This window comes from Kocuria atrinae C3-8, from assembly GCF_000286355.1.
Taxonomy (GTDB): domain Bacteria; phylum Actinomycetota; class Actinomycetes; order Actinomycetales; family Micrococcaceae; genus Kocuria; species Kocuria atrinae_A.
In genome coordinates this window covers 1-17609 of record NZ_AJXN01000045.1, presented here as the reverse complement: position 1 = coordinate 17609, position 17609 = coordinate 1, and the positions used below count along the sequence as shown (strand labels likewise).

General features: G+C 64.2%; 8 protein-coding genes and 6 pseudogenes. 8 read left to right on the top strand and 6 right to left on the bottom strand.

Going from position 1 to position 17609, the window contains the following annotated elements:
• The 6 genes and pseudogenes from YO9_RS0105755 to secG all read left to right on the top strand — a co-directional run.
• The coding region (locus YO9_RS0105755) for a gluconeogenesis factor YvcK family protein (RefSeq protein ID WP_016996633.1) at positions 1-977 on the top strand (977 nt) is incomplete at its 5' end.
• A 54-nt stretch (positions 978-1031) separates the two neighbouring features.
• Positions 1032-2018 carry a DNA-binding protein WhiA gene (whiA, locus tag YO9_RS0105750; protein ID WP_016996632.1) on the top strand — a complete coding sequence of 329 codons (987 nt, stop codon included), beginning with the start codon at positions 1032-1034 and terminating at the stop codon, positions 2016-2018.
• A 251-nt stretch (positions 2019-2269) separates the two neighbouring features.
• Entirely contained in the window at positions 2270-3277 is a 1008-nt protein-coding gene (gene gap, locus YO9_RS0105745; RefSeq protein ID WP_016996631.1) for a type I glyceraldehyde-3-phosphate dehydrogenase, read from the top strand.
• 88 nt (positions 3278-3365) lie between these two features.
• Positions 3366-4589: a phosphoglycerate kinase gene (locus YO9_RS0105740; protein WP_016996630.1), complete on the top strand. Its 1224-nt coding sequence runs from the start codon at positions 3366-3368 to the stop codon at positions 4587-4589.
• Between the two features lie 84 nt (positions 4590-4673).
• Positions 4674-5488, top strand: a pseudogene (tpiA, locus tag YO9_RS0105735) (triose-phosphate isomerase).
• 81 nt (positions 5489-5569) lie between these two features.
• Positions 5570-5824: a preprotein translocase subunit SecG gene (gene secG, locus YO9_RS0105730; protein ID WP_016996629.1), complete on the top strand. Its 255-nt coding sequence runs from the start codon at positions 5570-5572 to the stop codon at positions 5822-5824.
• A 1181-nt stretch (positions 5825-7005) separates the two neighbouring features.
• On the opposite strand, the gene pgl is transcribed toward secG, so the two are convergent.
• From pgl to tkt, 6 genes and pseudogenes are all read right to left on the bottom strand, one after another.
• A complete protein-coding gene (pgl, locus tag YO9_RS0105725; protein WP_016996628.1) occupies positions 7006-7776 on the bottom strand; it encodes a 6-phosphogluconolactonase in 771 nt (256 codons plus the stop codon).
• Positions 7773-8731: pseudogene (locus tag YO9_RS0105720) on the bottom strand (glucose-6-phosphate dehydrogenase assembly protein OpcA). The gene pgl and the pseudogene YO9_RS0105720 overlap by 4 nt, the downstream one beginning before the upstream one ends.
• A complete protein-coding gene (gene zwf, locus YO9_RS0105715) occupies positions 8728-10266 on the bottom strand; it encodes a glucose-6-phosphate dehydrogenase (protein ID WP_016996627.1) in 1539 nt (512 codons plus the stop codon). The pseudogene YO9_RS0105720 and the gene zwf overlap by 4 nt, the downstream one beginning before the upstream one ends.
• Before the next feature lie 99 nt (positions 10267-10365).
• Positions 10366-11965: pseudogene (locus YO9_RS0105710) on the bottom strand (glucose-6-phosphate isomerase).
• Between the two features lie 52 nt (positions 11966-12017).
• Positions 12018-13123, bottom strand: a pseudogene (gene tal, locus YO9_RS0105705) (transaldolase).
• An 89-nt stretch (positions 13124-13212) separates the two neighbouring features.
• Positions 13213-15323 (bottom strand): annotated as a pseudogene (gene tkt / locus YO9_RS0105700) (transketolase).
• Between the two features lie 413 nt (positions 15324-15736).
• Here tkt and YO9_RS0105695 point away from each other — a divergent pair.
• Positions 15737-16632: pseudogene (locus YO9_RS0105695) on the top strand (heme o synthase).
• A 151-nt stretch (positions 16633-16783) separates the two neighbouring features.
• A partial coding sequence (locus tag YO9_RS0105690) for a dihydrodipicolinate synthase family protein (RefSeq protein ID WP_031272750.1) occupies positions 16784-17609 on the top strand: 826 nt, incomplete at its 3' end.

The window sequence follows — 17609 nt, the reverse complement described above, 5'->3', positions numbered from 1 at the left end:
AGGGCCTCACCGACGCCGATTCGGTGGTCGCCCTGGGCGGCGGTCACGGGCTTTCCGCGAGCCTGTCCGCGCTGCGCCTTCTCGCCCCGGCCGTTACGGCCGTGGTCACGGTCGCCGACGACGGCGGATCGTCCGGTCGGTTGCGCAACGAGATGAACGTGCTCCCTCCGGGGGATCTGCGCATGGCGCTGGCCGCGTTGTGTGACGACTCCCAGTGGGGCCGGACCTGGCGCGACGTGATGCAGCACCGTTTCAGCGATGCCGAGCACCCCAACGAGGGGCTGGATAATCACGCGCTGGGAAACCTGCTGATCGTGACCCTGTGGGAACTGCTGGATGATCCGGTCGACGGTCTGCGCTGGGCCGGCGCTCTGCTGGGCGCCAGGGGACAGGTGCTCCCCATGTCTCGGGAACCACTGGTCATCGAGGGTGATATCGCCCCGAACTCCGATCCCACCAAACCGTGCCCACCCGAGCTCATCACACGCACGGTCACGGGACAGTCGCTGCTGGCCAAGCAAGCGGACGTGTGCAACGTGCGGATCAACCCGCATGACGCCCAGGCCTGCCCCGAAGCAGTCGAGGCCATCGACCAGGCCGCCTGGGTCGTGCTCGGACCGGGTTCCTGGCACACCTCCGTGCTGCCGCACCTGCTGCTCCCCGGTTTGCGGGACGCGATCTGCAAGTCCCCGGCCAAGCGACTGGTCACTCTGAATCTTTCCCGCGATTCCGAGACTCTTGGCATGAGCACCGCGGATCACCTGCGGGTGCTGGCCCGTTACGCTCCCGAACTGCGACTGGACGCCGTGCTGGCCGATCCGACCGCGGCGGAGTCTCCGCACGACGTCGAAATGGCGGCGGCGCAACTGGGCGCCAAGGTGCACTGGGCGGATCTACGCGACAACGACGGCTCGGCCGTTCACAACCACTTCAAACTGGCTGCGGCCTACCAAAAAATTATGAATGCGGACGGCTGATCACCGACTCGATCGGTGGCCGTTCTTTCAGCACGCACAAGGAGACCTACTCACATGGCATTGACCGCGTCGGTCAAAGACGAACTTGCACACTTGCAGGTCAAGAAATCCTCGGTTCGGGGCGCGGAGCTGTCCGCGCTGTTGCGCTTCACCAGTGGGCTGCACATCGTGGGCGGCCGCATCGTGATCGAAGCCGAAGTGGACACCGAAGCCACCGCGCGCCGCACCGCTCACACCATCAATGAGGTGTACGGTCACTCGACCGAACTGGGCGTCATGACCGGCAACGGCCTGCGCCGTGACCGCACCTGGATCGTACGTGTGGCCCGCGACGGTGAAGCTCTTGCTCGCCGGACCGGTCTGTTGGACGCCCACGGGCGCCCGGTGCGGGGCCTGCCGCCCTCGGTCGTGAACGGAACCGTGGAGGACGCCGCGGCGGTCATGCGCGGTGCGTTCCTCGCCCACGGTTCCTTGACGGAACCTGGTCGCGCGGCGGCCATGGAATTCACGTGCCCGGGGCCCGAGGCGGCCCTTGCCCTGGTCGGGGCCGCACGGCGATTGGATGTGCTCGCCAAGGCGCGGCAGGTTCGTGGCATCGATCGCGTGGTCGTAAGGGACGGTGACACGATCGCCGCCCTGCTGACCCGCATGGGTGCACATCAGAACCTGTTGCAGTGGGAGGATCGCCGCATGCGCAAGGAGGTTCGCGCCACAGCCAACAGGCTCGCCAATTTCGACGACGCCAACCTCCGGCGTTCCGCACAGGCCGCCGTTACCGCCGGGGCCAAGGTGGAGCGGGCGCTCGATCTGCTCGGCGACGAAGCACCGGAACACCTGCGCGCGGCCGGCAAGCTACGCGTGGCCAACAAACAGGCGAGTCTGGACGAGCTGGGGCGGTTGTCCGATCCCCCACTCACCAAGGATGCGATTGCCGGACGGATCAGGCGACTGCTCGCCATGGCCGATCGCCGTGCCGAGGAGCTCGGTGTTCCGAACACGAGCGAGTTCGCGGCGGCCGCCGGCCTGTCACAGCGGCGGTGACCCTAGCACGCCGTCGAGAACGGAAAGTTAATGTGGGTTTATGTGGGGTTTGATCGCGCTCAGCGATGAAAATTCGCGGGATGCACTGGGAAACACCCGGGTATCTCGATAGAATAAACGCGGTAGAACAGCTCGGCTCTCATGAATCTGAGAATCGACAGATGTTGGAATCTTACCGATCGTGACCGATCCAACATCGGGTCTCGCGAGGGCCCGCATACCGACATTGTCAATGACAAGAGGAGATCGCAGTGACCATCAAGGTTGGCATCAACGGATTCGGACGCATCGGACGTAGCTTCCTGCGTGCAGTGCTCACGCAGCACGGACACAACATCGAGGTCGTGGCAGTCAACGACCTGACCGATCCGGAGACTTTGAAGCACCTGTTCGAGTTCGACTCCGTCATGGGCCGTTACCCGGGCAAGGTTTCCCTGGACGGCAACGTCATGACTGTCGACGGACATAAGATCACCTTCTTGGCCGAGAAGGACCCCTCCAAGCTGCCTTGGGGTGAGCTCGGCGTAGACATCGTGGTGGAGTGCACCGGTAAGTTCACCAAGGGCCCGCAGATGCAGGCGCACCTGGACGCCGGGGCCAAGAAGGTCGTGCTGTCCGCGCCGGGCAAGGAAGTTGACGGCACCTTCGTGTACGGCGTCAACGAGAAGGATTACGACCCCGAGACCATGAACCTGCTCTCGGCAGCGTCCTGCACCACCAACTGCCTGGCCCCGCTGGCCAAGGTCATTAACGACGAGTTCGGCATTCAGCGCGGTCTGATGACCACCATTCACGCCTACACCGGCGATCAGCGCCTGCACGACGCTCCCCACAAGGATCTGCGTCGCGCCCGCGCTGCTGCCCTGAACATGGTTCCCACCACCACCGGTGCTGCCGCAGCGGTCGGTCTGGTGCTCCCGGAGCTCAAGGGCAAGCTGGACGGGTTCGCCGTGCGCGTTCCCACCCCCACCGGCTCGATCGTTGACCTCACCGTGGACGTCGAGAAGGACGTCACCGTGGAGTCCGTCAACGCGGCCGTCAAGAAGGCTGCCGAGGGTGACTTCAAGGGCATCATCGAGTACTCCGAAGAGGCTCTCGTCTCCAAGGACATCGAAGGCTATGACGTCTCCACCGTGTTCGACGCCCCGCTGACCAAGGTCGTGGACAACCAGGTCAAGGTCATTGCCTGGTACGACAACGAATGGGGCTACACCATTCGTCTGGTCGACTTTGTGTCGTACGTGGCAGATAAGCTCTGAGTTAGACCTCTGAGCGGCGCCGATGCCTGTGGGTATCGGCGCCGTTTTCATAGGGACCTGTTTTCTCACTGGAAGGGATGAACCGGACATGGCCAAATCGCTGGACGAACTGATTTCTGAGGGGGTGTCCGGTCGGCGAGTGCTCGTCCGTTCGGACCTCAACGTTCCCCTGGACGGCACCACGGTGACCGACGACGGCCGCGTGCGCGCCTCGTTGCCCGTACTCACCAAACTGGCCGAGGCCGGCGCACGAGTGATCGTCATGGCACACCTGGGCCGCCCCAAGGGTCAGGTCGATCCCAAGTACTCGATCGCCCCTGCCGCCCAGAAGCTGGACGAACTGGCCGATGTCCCCGTCAAGGTCGCGAGCGACGTCGTCGGCGAGGACGCCCAGGCCAAGGCCGAGGCTCTCCAGGACGGCGAGATTCTCGTGCTCGAGAACGTGCGGTACGACCCGCGCGAGACCTCCAAGGACGACGCCGAGCGGCAAGAGTTCGCCGCCGAGCTCGCCGCACTCACCGGAGACAACGGTGCCTACGTGGACGACGCCTTCGGTGCGGTGCACCGCAAGCACGCCTCCGTGTACGACATCGCTCAGAAGCTGCCCGGTTACCTGGGCGACCTGGTCAAGAAGGAAGTGGACGTTCTCAAGAAGGTCATTTCCGACCCCGAGCGTCCCTTCGTGGTGGTCATGGGTGGTTCCAAGGTCTCGGACAAGCTGGCCGTGATCGAGAACTTGATCGGTAAGGCCGATTCGTTGCTCATCGGTGGCGGTATGGTCTTCACCTTCCTCGCGGCTCAGGGCTACTCCGTGGGCGGCTCGTTGCTCGAGAAGGACCAGATAGACGTCGTCAAGGACTACCTGGACAAGGCAGAGGCCGCCGGCACCGAGATCGTGTTGCCCGTGGACGTCGTTTACGCTGCGGCCTTCGACAAGGACGCCCAGAACGAGGTCCGCCCCGTCGAGGACATCGAAGGTGGCGAGATCGGCGATTCCGGTCTGGGCCTGGACATCGGTCCCGAATCCGCCAAGATTTTCGCGGACAAGATCAAGTCCGCCAAGACCGTGTTCTGGAACGGCCCGGTGGGCGTGTTCGAGATGGCGGCCTTCGCCAACGGCACCAAGGCCGTTGCGGACGCGCTGGTGTCCTCGGATGCCATGAGCGTGATCGGCGGCGGCGACTCCGCATCCGCCGTGCGCAACCTGGGTTACAGCGACGACCAGTTCGGTCACATTTCCACCGGCGGCGGCGCTTCCCTCGAGTTCATCGAGGGCAAGGAGCTTCCGGGTGTGGTGGCCCTGGGCGCCTGAGCCAGCCCCCACCGAGAACGTGAGTGCCGCGCGGGGCCTGTGTTACGGCACGGGCCCCTCGCGGTTTTATTCGAAGGAGAAGCTATGACCAGCAAGACCGATGGAAACTTTGACCGCACACCCCTGATCGCGGGCAACTGGAAGATGAACATGGACCACGCACAGGGCATCGCTCTGTTGCAGAAGCTCGCGTGGACCCTCAAGGATGCCAAGCACGACTTCCAGCGCGTCGAGGTGGCCGTGTTCCCGCCGTTCACCGACCTCCGTTCGGTGCAGTCCTTGGTCGAGGGCGACGGCCTGCAGATCGTCTACGGTGCCCAGGACCTTTCGGATCAGGACTCGGGCGCGTACACCGGTGACATTTCCGGTGAGTTCCTGGCCAAGTTGGACTGCACCTACGCATTGGTGGGTCACTCCGAACGCCGCACCGTGCATCACGAGTCGGATGAGCAGTGCCGCGACAAGATTCGTGCGGCCATTCGTCACAAGCTGACCCCCATGCTGTGCATCGGTGAGGGTCTGGACGAGCGTCAGTCCGGCAACCACGTGACGTTCACGTTGGAGCAGCTGCGAGGCAGTCTGGCGGACCTGAACGAGAAGGAGCTCGCGGGCCTCGTTGTGGCCTACGAGCCCGTGTGGGCCATCGGAACCGGTGAAGTGGCCGGCCCGGAGGACGCTCAGGAAATGGCGGCTGCGATCCGAGAGGAACTCGGAAAGCTCTACAGCGAGGACTTCGCTCAGGCCACCCGCATTCTCTACGGCGGTTCGGTCAAGTCCTCCAACGTGGCCAACATCCTGGGCGGCTCTGATGTGGACGGTGCCTGGTGGGCGGCGCCAGCTTGGATGCGGAGGAGTTTGCTAAGATTGCACGGTTCGAGCAGCATCTGCTCAGCAACTAGGCATTCCAGTGAGCGGCCCGCGGTGAGAATCCGCGGCGCTCCTACGGTCGATCAGCGACTCCCGAGGAATTGAGGCTTTACGTGGAGATCCTGCAGCTTGTTCTGCAAGTGGTCATTGTGGTCACCAGCATCCTGTGCATCATGTTCGTCCTGCTCAACAAGGGCAAGGGCGGCGGCTTGTCCGACATGTTCGGCGGCGGCATGACCCAGTCACTCAACACCTCCGGAGCGGCCCAGAAGAACGTGGTTCGCATGACCACCGTCCTGGCCATCGTATGGGTTCTCGCCATCGTCGGGTACGCCCTGTCCTTGCGGTTCGCGCCGCCGGTCGTCTGATCGTCTAAAACGTAGCCAAGGCCCGGAGACTTCGGTCTCCGGGCGTTGTGCGTTTAACGCTCGTACCCCCGCGACATTTCGGGCAGAGCTTCGCAGCTGATGACCACCATGACTCACAACCAGTCTGACAATGGGGGATGGGCACATTTCAGGCACGGGTTGGCGGCGGTGGCATAAATGGCCGAGGTTCGCACAGCTACGACGGTTTTAGCAGCGATCCTCTGCCAAGTATGTCCACCGGCGCCGAAGTCCTGGAGTGTGCCCGGTAGCCGGAGGCGAGGGGGCCCTCTTTCACGCCTCAGGTGGCGTTAGAACGCACAGGGAGACGGCCGAGAACTTTGACGCCAGACCTCGCACGCCGAAGGTGCCGCCGGAACCGTTGGTGACATCTGACGCGTCGGTAGAGCCTTCTGAGCCTCCGGAAAGGTTCTACCGGCACCTCAGATGGGTTGGCGGGTTCTTTTGGCTCCCACGATGTTCGGGTGACCGGCGTTCGGGGCGGGGGAGAGCGGCGTCGGCGTCGCTGGTGGAACATGACGGGGTTGGGACAGAACTAGGACTGCGGGCGGCGACAACTCAGGTAGAACTCCGTGACTGATGACTGGTGGAATGGATATTTCAGGCAAGGGTTCGCGGCGGTGACATTGATGGCCGAGGTTCGCACAGCTACAAGGGTTCTAGAAGCGATCCTCTGCCAGAAATGTCCACAGGCGCTGAGGTTCTTGAGCGTGCCCCGTAACAGGTGGCGATGGAGCCCTCATGGACACGTCAGGTCGCGTCAGAACCCACGGGGAGACGGCCAAGAACTTTGGCGCCAGGTGATGTCAGAAGGGGTGCGGACATTCCAGGCACGGGTTTGCGGCGGTGACATTAGTGGTCGAGGTTCGCAGAGCTACAAGGGTGCTAGATGCGAGCCTCTGCCAAATATGTTCAATCACGCCTCAGGTGCCGCCGGAACCCTTGGTGACATCTGACGGGCCGGTAGAGCCCTTCTGAGCGGCGGGAAGGGTTCTACCGGCCCGTCAGGTGTAGCGGTGGGTTCTCCCGGCACCTGAGGCGCGTTAGAAGTGAACACGACGCGGGAAGGGAAAGGTCCTGTCTACGCTTCAGGTGCAGTGGAGGGTTCTAGCTCCGACCAAGGTGCGCGGGTGCAGCGCGGGAGCATGAGGAAGAGCGGTCCCTTAGCCCTCGGGGTCCTGGGGGAGTCCGGGGAGGGCGTCTTCGGTGACGAGCAGCAGAGTTTCCTTGGTTCCGCGGACGGCGCTGCCGGGGGCGGACTGGGGGGTGGCCTCGGGGTCACGGATGGCCGCGAGGGCTTCGGCCTTGGCGCTGCCGGCCACCAACAACCACACTCGTTCCGCCGAATTGATCGCGGGAAGAGTCATGGTCACTCGTGTGGGGGGTGGTTTGGGGGAGTCATGCACCGCCATCACAGGGGTGCTGGTCACGGTGACCTCTTCTCGGCCCGGGAACAAGGACGCCACGTGAGTGTCCGGACCCAGGCTGAGCAGCATGAGGTCGAAGTACGGGAGTCCGCTATCCGACCCTTCCTGCTCGGCCGCGGTGGCGAGTTCCTCGCGGTAATCGGCGGAGGCTTCCTCGGCAGTCGACATCTCGTCGGAGGCGGCGATGGGGTGAATCCGGTCCCATTCGAGATCCAACTGGCCCTGGGCGGCGTCGGCGGCCTGGACCCCGTTGCGTTCGGAGTCGGCGCCGGGCACGAACCGTTCGTCGGACCACCAGACGTTGACGCGCGACCAGTCCACCAGGGCGGAGTCCGGGTCGTTGGCTATCGCCTGGATCACCTTGTTGCCCATGCTGCCGCCGGTGAGGACCAGTGTGGCCTCGCCGCGCTCATCCTGGGCTTGCTCGAGCACGGTGATCACGCGTCGTGAGGTCTCCTGAGCGAGCTGCTCCTGACTGCCGTGAGGGACAATGCGGGCGTGGTTCACTGGGACTCTTCTCCATCCATTGCGTCTTCGACGGCCTCTTCCAACTCTGCACTGACCATGGCCTTGGTGATTACGTCTCCGTAGACCTCGTCCGGGTCCAACCGACGCAGTTCTTCGGCCAAGCACACGTTGAGGTCGCGGACCGGCATGGCGATCTGCTGATCGGGCTGACCGGGCTGCTTGAGAACCGCCACCGTATTGCCGGGTCTGTGCAGTTCGATGGGGCCATCGTCCGTGACCAGGGTGACCGGTCCATCCCGGGCCGTTCGGTCTGGGTGATGAACTTCGCTTCGCAACCCAGGGCATTGGCCAGCCACACGCCCATAAGAACGACAGACGGGGAGCGCTCGGCACCCTCGACAATGACCTCGCGGACCGGCACGGCACCGATCTGATCGAAGACCGCCGCGAGCTGGATCCGCCAGCTCGTGATGCGGGTCCACGCCAGGTCCGTGTCACCCGGGCGGTACTGCTGGGACAGCTGCTGCAGTGACTTGAACGGGTCATCCGCCCGGGCGGAATCGGTAATGCGGCGGTGGGCGATCTTACCGATGGACGAGTCGCCGGGGGAGTCCGGGAAGTCATGGGGCCACCACGCCACAATGGGCGCGTCCGGCAGCAGCAATGCAGAAATCAAGGTCTCGGTGGGCTCGGCCAGTTCACCGTAGCCGTGCAGGATGATCACCTCGGAGGCACCGGCGTCCCCGCCCATGCGCAGCTGGGCGTCCAAGCGGGTGGCCTCATTCGCGGAATGCGCCACGTGAACGATGATCCGGCAGGGGTGCTCGTGGCTCGCGAAGTTCGCGGCCTCGATCGCCATTTCCGAATGACCCGCGCGGGCCAGGATGACCAGTGTGAGCACGCGTCCCAGCGTGACCACACCGTTCTCGTCCCGCAGCGAGTGCAGTTTCTTCTCGATGGTCGAAGTGGTGGTGTTTTCCATTTGTACGATCACGGTCGCCTCCAGACACGTCCGTCGCGAGCCATGAGCTGATCCGCAGTTTCGGGACCCCAGGATCCCGGTGCGTAGGCGTCAGGCATGATGTGGTGCTCGGCCCAGTACTCCTCGAAGGGGTCCAGGATCTTCCAGGAAAGCTCAACCTCAGAGTGATCCGGGAACAGCGGGGGTTCGCCGAGCAGCACATCCAGGATGAGCCGCTCGTAGGCCTCCGGGCTGGACTCGGTGAACGCGTGACCGTAGCCGAAGTCCATGGTCACGTCGCGGATCTCGGACTGGGTGCCGGGAACCTTTGAACCGAACCGAATGGTCACGCCCTCGTCCGGCTGAATGCGGATCACAATGGCGTTCTGACCGAAGTCGTCCTTGTCCGGGGAACGGAACAGGAGATTGGGTGATTTCTTGAACACCACCGCAATTTCGGTCACGCGGCGTCCCAGTCGCTTACCGGCGCGCAGGTAGAACGGAACGCCCGCCCAGCGGCGATTGTTGATCTCCAGGCGCAGGGCCGCGTACGTTTCGGTGCGAGAGTCGGCCGGGATGTCTTTTTCCTGGTGGAAACCCTTGACCTCGGCACCGCCCTGCAGTCCCGACGTGTACTGACCCAGGGCCGAGTAGACACCGAGATCATCGGGCAGGATCACGGACTCGAGCACCTTGGCTTTCTCCCGGCGCAAATGATGTGCCGAGAACGCGGGCGGTTCCTCCATAGCCGTGAACGCGAGCAACTGCAGCAAGTGGTTCTGAATGACGTCTCGAGCCGCGCCCACGCCGTCGTAATAGCCGGCGCGGGATCCGATGCCGATATCCTCGGCCATGGTGATCTGCACGTGGTCCACGTAGCGGGTGTCCCACAGCGGCTCGAACATCTGGTTGGCGAAACGCAGCGCCAGGATGTTCTGCACCGTCTCCTTGCCCAGATAGTGGTCGATGCGGAACACGCTGTCCGGCGGAAACACCCGTTCAACAATCGCGTTCAGCTCGCGGGCGGACTCCAGATCGTGCCCGAACGGCTTCTCGATCACCACGCGGCGCCAGCCCTCGCTGCCGTTACTCTCGGCCAGATCGTGATCGGCGAGCTTCTGGCAGACCACTTCGAACGCCTTGGGCGGGATCGAGAGATAGAACGCGTGGTTGCCGCGCGTGCCACGGGATTCGTCGAGTTCGGTGAGGGTGTCGGCGAGACGCTCGTAGGCGGCGTCGTCGTCGAAATTGCCGTGGACGAAACGCAGACCGGACGCGAACTGCTTCCACATATCCTCGTTGAAGGGCGTGCGCGCGTTGTCCGCGATCGATTCCTTGACGTACTCCGCGAACTGAGCGTCGTCCCACTCGCGGCGGCCGAAGCCCACCAGCGAGAACGAGGGCGGCAGCAAACCGCGGTTGGCCAGGTCGTACATGGCCGGCAGCAGCTTCTTCTTGGCCAGATCGCCGGTCACGCCGAAAAGCACCAGGGACGACGGCGCCGCGACTCGCGTCAGGCGCCGGTCCCGGGGATCCCGGAGCGGATTGCTGTTGTTGTGGTGAGGCACAATGCTCCCTGACTCATCCGGACCAACGGACCGGGGCGTTACGACGAGTGCGCAATACCCCGGTCCGCGGTGACCAGAAAATAATGATTGGTAATGATCTTAGAGCTCGGCGGCGGCCTTCAGGAGCTGCTCGACACCGGGCGAGCGGTCGGTCAGTCGCAAGCGCAACACCGGACGGTGGTGGTCGGTGAGCACCTTGGCGTCACCGTCCGCCTGAGCCGAGATCAGCTCACCGAACGTGAACGGGATCTCGGGGATGTCCACGTCCGTGTCCGTGGCGGCCGTGATCTGCAGGTAGACACCCTGAGCTGGGCCGCCCTTGTGGTACTGACCGGTCGAGTGGAGGAACCGGGGGCCCAGCCGAAGGTGACGGGGCGACCGGTCTTCTCGGCCAACACCGGCCGGATCTTCTCAAGTTCCGCCCAACCCAAACGGTCGAAGTAGGCCTGCACGCTGACGTAACCGTCCTCGGGCAACTGACCCAGAAGGGCCTTGAGAGCCTCGGGAACCGTGGTGGCGCCCTGGAGAACCTGCTCGGAACCGCGGATCTCGATGGAGCCGTCCGTCGCTTCCGCGGGGCTCGGCTCCGGCGACGAGGCCAGCAGTTCACGGGTGGCGTTCTTGGCGGATTCCACGTCCGGCTGGTTGTAGGGATCGATGCCCAACAACTGACCGGCCACGGCGGTGCCCACCTCGAAGGCCATCATCATGGCGGCCAAGGACCCGGAGATCGCCACGGCATCGCCGTTGTCAACGGGCTCGGCATCCTCGGAGACGAGCGAGATCACCAGGATGTCGTTCGCGCCACTGGACAGCTCCGGCGCGCCTCGGAGACGACCACGGGCAGCACACCGGTACCGGACTTGCCGGTGGACTCTGCGATCAACTGCTCGGCCCAATCCGCGAAACCAACCACCGGAGCGCCGTCGTTGACGATCACGATCTTGTCGCGCAACGGCTTGGTGCCGCCCAAGGCCGCGCCCAGGCGAAGACCGATGTTGTCCTCGTCGTCGTCGCTGAGGAACTCGGCGGCTTCCTCGGCGTCGTCCAGGAGCCGCTCGATGCCAGCACCGGCCAGACCGGAAGGCACCAGACCGAACGCGGTGAGCGCGGAGAAGCGACCACCCACATTGGGATCCGCGTTGAAGACCTTGCGGTACCCGGCCTCGCGAGCCGAATCGTCCATGGGCGACCCCGGATCGGTCACGACCACGATGCGCTGCGGTGCGTCGATCCCCGCCTTCTCGAAAGCGGCGACGAACGCGCGCCGCGCCGAATCCGTCTCCACAGTGGAGCCGGACTTGGACGAAACCACCAGGGCGGTCTTGTCCAGGTCCTGCAGCGCAAGCTGCACCATTTCCGGGTCGGTGGAGTCCAACACGAACAGATCCACACCCTCGGTGCGGGTGATGACCTCGGGTGCCAGGGACGATCCGCCCATACCCGCCAGCACGAATCGCGTGACCCCTTCGGAGGCGAAGTCATCGCGCAACTGCAGGATCTGGGCGATGAGCGGACGCGACACCGTTGCGGCTTCGGTCCAGCCCAGGCGAATCTTGGCTTCCTCCTCGGCCGCGGTCCCCACAGTGTGGTCCTTGGCGAAGAGCTTGGACGCGAACTGTTCCGCGACCAAACCGGGAACCTTGGATTCAATGGCCTGACGCGCGGCGCCTGCCGCAGACAATGACAGTGAGCTCATGGCGAGCCTCCTTGTGGGTGCGATGCGTGCTGGTGGATGGGCGGTCAGTGAATCAGCGGGCGTTGTCCAGGGCGGTACGCACCGTCTCCAGCAGCTCGGTCCAGGACTTGTCGAACTTGTCCAGGCCTTCGGTCTCGAGCTGTTCGACCACGTCCTGGTAGGAGATTCCCTGTTCGGCGATCGCGTCCAGGAGCTCGTTGGACTCCTGGTAGGTGCCGGTGACGGTGTCCCCGGTGACCTCGCCGTGGTCGTAGGTCGCGTCCAGGGTCTTCTCCGGCATGGTGTTCACGGTGTTGGGCGCCACGAGTTCGGTCACGTACAGGGTGTCCGGGAGGTTCGGGTCCTTCACGCCGGTGGATGCCCACAGGGGACGCTGCGGATTGGCACCCGCGGTTGCGAGGCGCTTCCAACGCTCAGTGGAGAACTGCTCTTCGTAGATCTGGTACGCGAGGCGTGCGTTGGCCAAGCCCGCCTTGCCCTTGAGTGCCTTGGCCTCGTCGGTGCCGACGGCGTCCAGTCGCTTGTCGATCTCGGTATCCACGCGGGACACGAAGAACGAGGCCACGGAGTGGATCGTGGACAGGTCCTTACCATTCTCGAGGGCCTCTTCCAGACCGAGCATGTACGCGTTGATCACCGCGCGGTAGCGCTCGAGCGAGAAGATCAGGTCACGTTGACCGAGATGCCTTCCGCGACGGTTGCGGTGATGGACGGCAGGCCTGCTTCGGTCGCCGGGATCTTGATGAGCGCATTGGGGCGATCGATCGTCTGGGACAGACGCTGTGCCATGGCGGCGGTGGCATCTGCGTCCTGGGCGAGTCGAGGGTCCACCTCGATGGACACGCGGCCGTCCACACCCTGGGTGGCCTCGGCGATCGGGGCGAAGACGTCGCACGCGTCGCGAACGTCGTCGGTGGTGATCGTGAAGACCGCCTCGTCCACGTCCGCACCGGACTGGGCGAGTTCCGAGACCTGCTCGGCGTAGGACTCACCGTCGGCCAGTGCCGCGGCGAAGATCGTGGGGTTGGTGGTGACACCCACAACGTTCTTGGTGTCGATCAGTTCCTGCAGGTTGCCGCTGGTCAGGCGCTGGCGGGAGAGGTCATCGAGCCAGATGGAAACGCCTGCGTCGGACAACTTCTTGGTGGGAGTGCTCACTGTGACTTCCTAACTCATTGCTGGAAATTCTTGTGCTGCCGTGTGGTGCGGCCGGTCATGCCGACCGCACCCACACGGCCAAGGGAGTATCAGCGCGCTGCGGCGATGGACTCCTGAGCCTTGCTGACCACGTCCTCGGCGGTGATGCCGAACTCGCGGTACAGGGTCTTGTAATCGGCGGACTCACCGAAGTGCTCGAGGGACACGGCTCGTCCGGCATCGCCCAGGATGTCGTTCCAGGACATCTTGACGCCGGCTTCAACGGTCACGCGGGCCTTGACGTCCGAGGGGATCACGGATTCGCAGTACTCCTGGTCCTGGGCGTCGAACCACTCGCGGCACGGCATGGAGACCACGCGAGCCGCCACACCCTGTTCGGCCAACTGCTGGCGTGCGGCCACGGCCAGCTCCACCTCGGAGCCGGTGGCGATCAGGATCACGTCCGGGGTGGACTCTGTATCGGCCATCACGTAGGCACCGCGGGCCACGCCCTCGGCCGAAGCGAACTTCTCACCGTCGGCATCCGCGTGCAGGTCCTCACGGGCGAAGACCGGCAGGTTCTGACGGGTCAGCGCGATACCGGCCGGACGATCGTGGTGCTCAAGCATGGTGCGCCACGCGACAGCGGTCTCGTTGGCGTCCGCGGGGCGGACCACGTCCAGACCCGGAATGGCGCGCAGCGAGGAAAGCTGCTCGACCGGCTGGTGCGTGGGGCCGTCTTCGCCCAGACCGATCGAGTCGTGGGTCCACACGTAGATGGAGGGCACCTTCATGAGCGCACCCAGGCGAACCGCGGGGCGCTGGTAGTCCGAGAAGATCAGGAACGTACCGGAGAACGCGCGGGTCTGCGTGCTCATCACAATGCCGTTCACGATTGCCGCCGCCGCGTGCTCACGAATACCGAAGTGCAGCACACGACCGTACGGCGAACCGTCCCACATATCGGTGGAGCGCTCAGCCGGAATGAAGGACTTCGCATTGTCGATCGTGGTGTTGTTGGAGCCCGCGAGGTCAGCGGAGCCGCCCCACAGCTCGGGGAACGTGTCGGCAATGGCGTTGATGACCTCACCGGAGGCCTTACGCGTGGCAACGTCCTTGCCGGCCTCGAACGTGGGGAAGGCAGCGGCGTAGTTCTCGGGCAACTCCTCGTCACGGATGCGGTCGTACAGAGCGGCCTTGTCCGGGTTGGCCTCGCGCCACTTGGCGAAGGACTTCTCCCACTCGGCGCGCTCTTCCTTGCCGCGTTCGGCTACGGAGCGCACGTGCTCGAAGATCTCGGGCTCGATCACGAAGGACTCGGTGGTGTCGAAACCGAGGATCTCCTTGACAGCGGCGACTTCTTCTTCGCCCAACGCGGAGCCGTGGATCGCGCCGGTGTTCTGCTTCTTGGGGGCGGGCCAACCAATGATGGTGTTCAGCGCGATGATGGACGGCTTGTCCTTGACCTTGGTGGCCGAGACGATTGCGTCGTACAGCGCGTCCAAGTCTTCCTTGTACTCGCCGCCGTTGCGCCAATCCACGCGTGCCACGTCCCAGCCGTAGGCTCGTAGCGGCCCAAGACATCCTCGTTGAACGCCACGTTGGTGTCGTCCTCGATGGAGATCTTGTTGTCGTCGTAGATCACCACCAGGTTGCCCAGTTCCTGGGTGCCGGCCAGCGAGGATGCTTCAGACGTGATGCCTTCCTGCAGGTCACCGTCAGAAGCGATCACAAAGATGTTGTGGTCGAACGGCGAGGTGCCGGGAGCGGCGTCGGCGTCGAACAGGCCGCGCGTGTAGCGCTGGCCGTAGGCGAAGCCCACCGAGGAAGCCAGACCCTGGCCGAGGGGGCCGGTGGTGATCTCCACACCGGTGGTGTGGCGGTATTCGGGGTGGCCGGGGACCTTGGAGCCCCAGGTGCGCAAGGACTTGATGTCGTCCATTTCCAGGCCGTAACCGGAGAAGAACAACTGCAGGTACAGCGTGAGGGAGGTGTGGCCGGGGGAGAGGATAAAACGGTCACGGCCGGTCCAACGGTCATCGCTGGGATCATGGCGCATGATCTTCTGGAACAGCATGTAAGCAACGGGGGCCAAGGACATGGCGGTGCCGGGGTGACCGTTGCCCACCTTCTGCACGGCGTCTGCGGCGAGTACACGCGCGGTGTCCACGGCGCGGGCGTCCTGTTCGGTCCAGTTCAACGGTTGCTCAAGGTTCGGCACGGTGGCTAGTCCCTTTCATCGGTGGGGTACTCCACTGCGGCCTGAGGATCGACGACGTCGCGCCGGCCAGACCACACGGGTTTCAGCGTTAACCTTAGTCCCGCAGTCGTGGCAGCGTCAGTGTCTTGTGCTGTCGGTGAATCACGTGCCCTGACGTGCTGCTCATCACCCGGAATTTACGCATTATGACGGCTATACTTCTGTGTGGGTATAGGTATGCGCTCGCAAAGCGGTACTTGCCCCGTACGGCTCGGAACACCACGGCGCCGGATTCGATTAGTTGGAGCATTGATTCTGTGAACCCCCTTGATACCGCGGCACAGTCGGGTCGAAGCGCATCGCAGGCCTCCCACGGCCACGGTGCCACCGGCTCTTCCATCGGCTCGGTGGCGCCGGTGGGTTACGAGGGGCCCATGACCGCGGGGCGCAAGATCAAGGCCTACGTGGCGCTCACCAAGCCGCGCATCATTGAACTCCTGTTGGTCGCGACTGTTCCGACCATGATTTTCGCCCAGCAGGGCATGCCCAACTTCTGGCTTATCCTGAACACGCTGATCGGTGGCAGCTTGGCGGCCGGTGCCGCCGGTGCGTTCAACTGCTACATCGACCGCAACGAAGACCGGCTGATGAAACGCACCGCGCGCCGCCCGCTGGTCACCGGTGAGGTGGGCGACCGTGAGGCCCTGGTCTTCGCGTGGGTGCTCTCCGCGGTGGCCGTTGCCTGGCTGACCATTGGCGTCAGCGTGTTGTGCGGTGTGCTCGGCGTGATCGCCATTGCGCTGTACGCCGTGTTCTACTCCATCATCTTGAAGCGCCGCACCGCCCAGAACATCGTGTGGGGCGGCATTGCCGGCTGTATGCCGGTGCTCATCGGTTGGGCTGCCGTACGCGGCACCATCGAGTGGCCGGCCTGGTGCTGTTCATGTTCATCTTCCTGTGGACGCCGCCGCACTACTGGCCGCTGTCCATGAAGTACGCGGAGGACTACTCCCGCGCCGGTGTCCCCATGCTCGGTGCGGTGGACACCGCTCGCTCCGTGGGTGCGCAGGTCGTGCTCTACGCGTGGGCCACCGTGATTTGCTCCCTTCTGCTCGTTCCCGTGGGCGGAGCCGGTTGGGTTTACGCCCTTATTGCGCTGGCCTCCGGCGCCTGGTTCCTGTACCACTGCCACAAGCTGCACTCCATGGCGCAGTCCGGCAAGCCCACCCTCAAGCAGGCGATGTTCGTGTTCCACGGTTCGATCGCCTACATCACGTTCGTGTTCGTGGGCGTGGCGCTCGACCCGTTCGTCGGTGGACCGATTCTCTGATTCGCGGTCTACGATCCGCGCTTCCTGACCGGCCGTTGCCCGCTGGCTGACTAAGGGCCGACGGCGCTCGGCCGGTTCCGTCTGACTCGCGATCATCGTTCCTTGTCGCGGATTTGGTGTAAGGCTCACCTAAACTAATTCCATGCTGTCCATGACTTTCTCCGGTGTCATTGCCTACCCCATTACGCCCTTCTTGCCCGGTGGTGGATTGGACCTGGAGTCCTTGGAACTCAGCGTGGCCAAGTTGGCCCGTAGCGGCGTGGACGGCGTGGTGGTCCTCGGAACGTCCGGCAGTTTCGCCTACCTCAGCACCGAAGAACGCGCGCAGGTCGTCAAAGTGGCCGTGGAAGCGGCGTCGGGCTCCGAAACGCCCGTGGGCGTTGGAATCTCCGCGATGACCACTCGCGAAGTCATGACCATGGCCTACGCGGCGGAGAACAACGGCGCGGACGGGCTGGTTCTGAACCCGCTCAGCTACATTCCGCTGGTGTCACAGGAGATCGCGGATCAGGTGGAGACGGTCGCCTCATCCCTGTCACTTCCGTTGTGCCTGTACAACAACCCCGAGACCACGGGCTTCAATTACCCCGTGGAGCTAGCGGCGGAGTTGTCCTGGCTGGACAACGTGGTGGCCTTCAAAGACACGGTCTCCTCGGGCCGGTTGTTCCACTCCCGCCAGCTGCTGTATGCACAGCGCGCGGACCCGACCACGGTGCACGGCGTGAGCGGCGATCAGGTCATCGTGGCCGACTATCCGATGGCCCCGTGGCACACCGGTATAGCTGCCTTGTTGGCTCCCGAGTTCGTGGCCTTCCACCGGTCCGTGATTCACCACCGTTCCAGCGAAGCCGCCTTGTGGAGCACGACCCTGGCGCCCCTCATGGAACTCATGGGGTACGAGCGGCCGCTGTCCGCGCTCTACGCCCTGGCCGAGGTCTGCGGAGTGCGGACAGGTGCACCGCGGCGTCCGTTGCTGC

Coding starts and splice junctions, on each gene's coding strand:
- whiA (WP_016996632.1), top strand. CDS start 1,032: ATGGCATTGACCGCGTCGGTCAAAGACGAACTTGCACACTTGCAGGTC.
- YO9_RS0105740 (WP_016996630.1), top strand. CDS start 3,366: ATGGCCAAATCGCTGGACGAACTGATTTCTGAGGGGGTGTCCGGTCGG.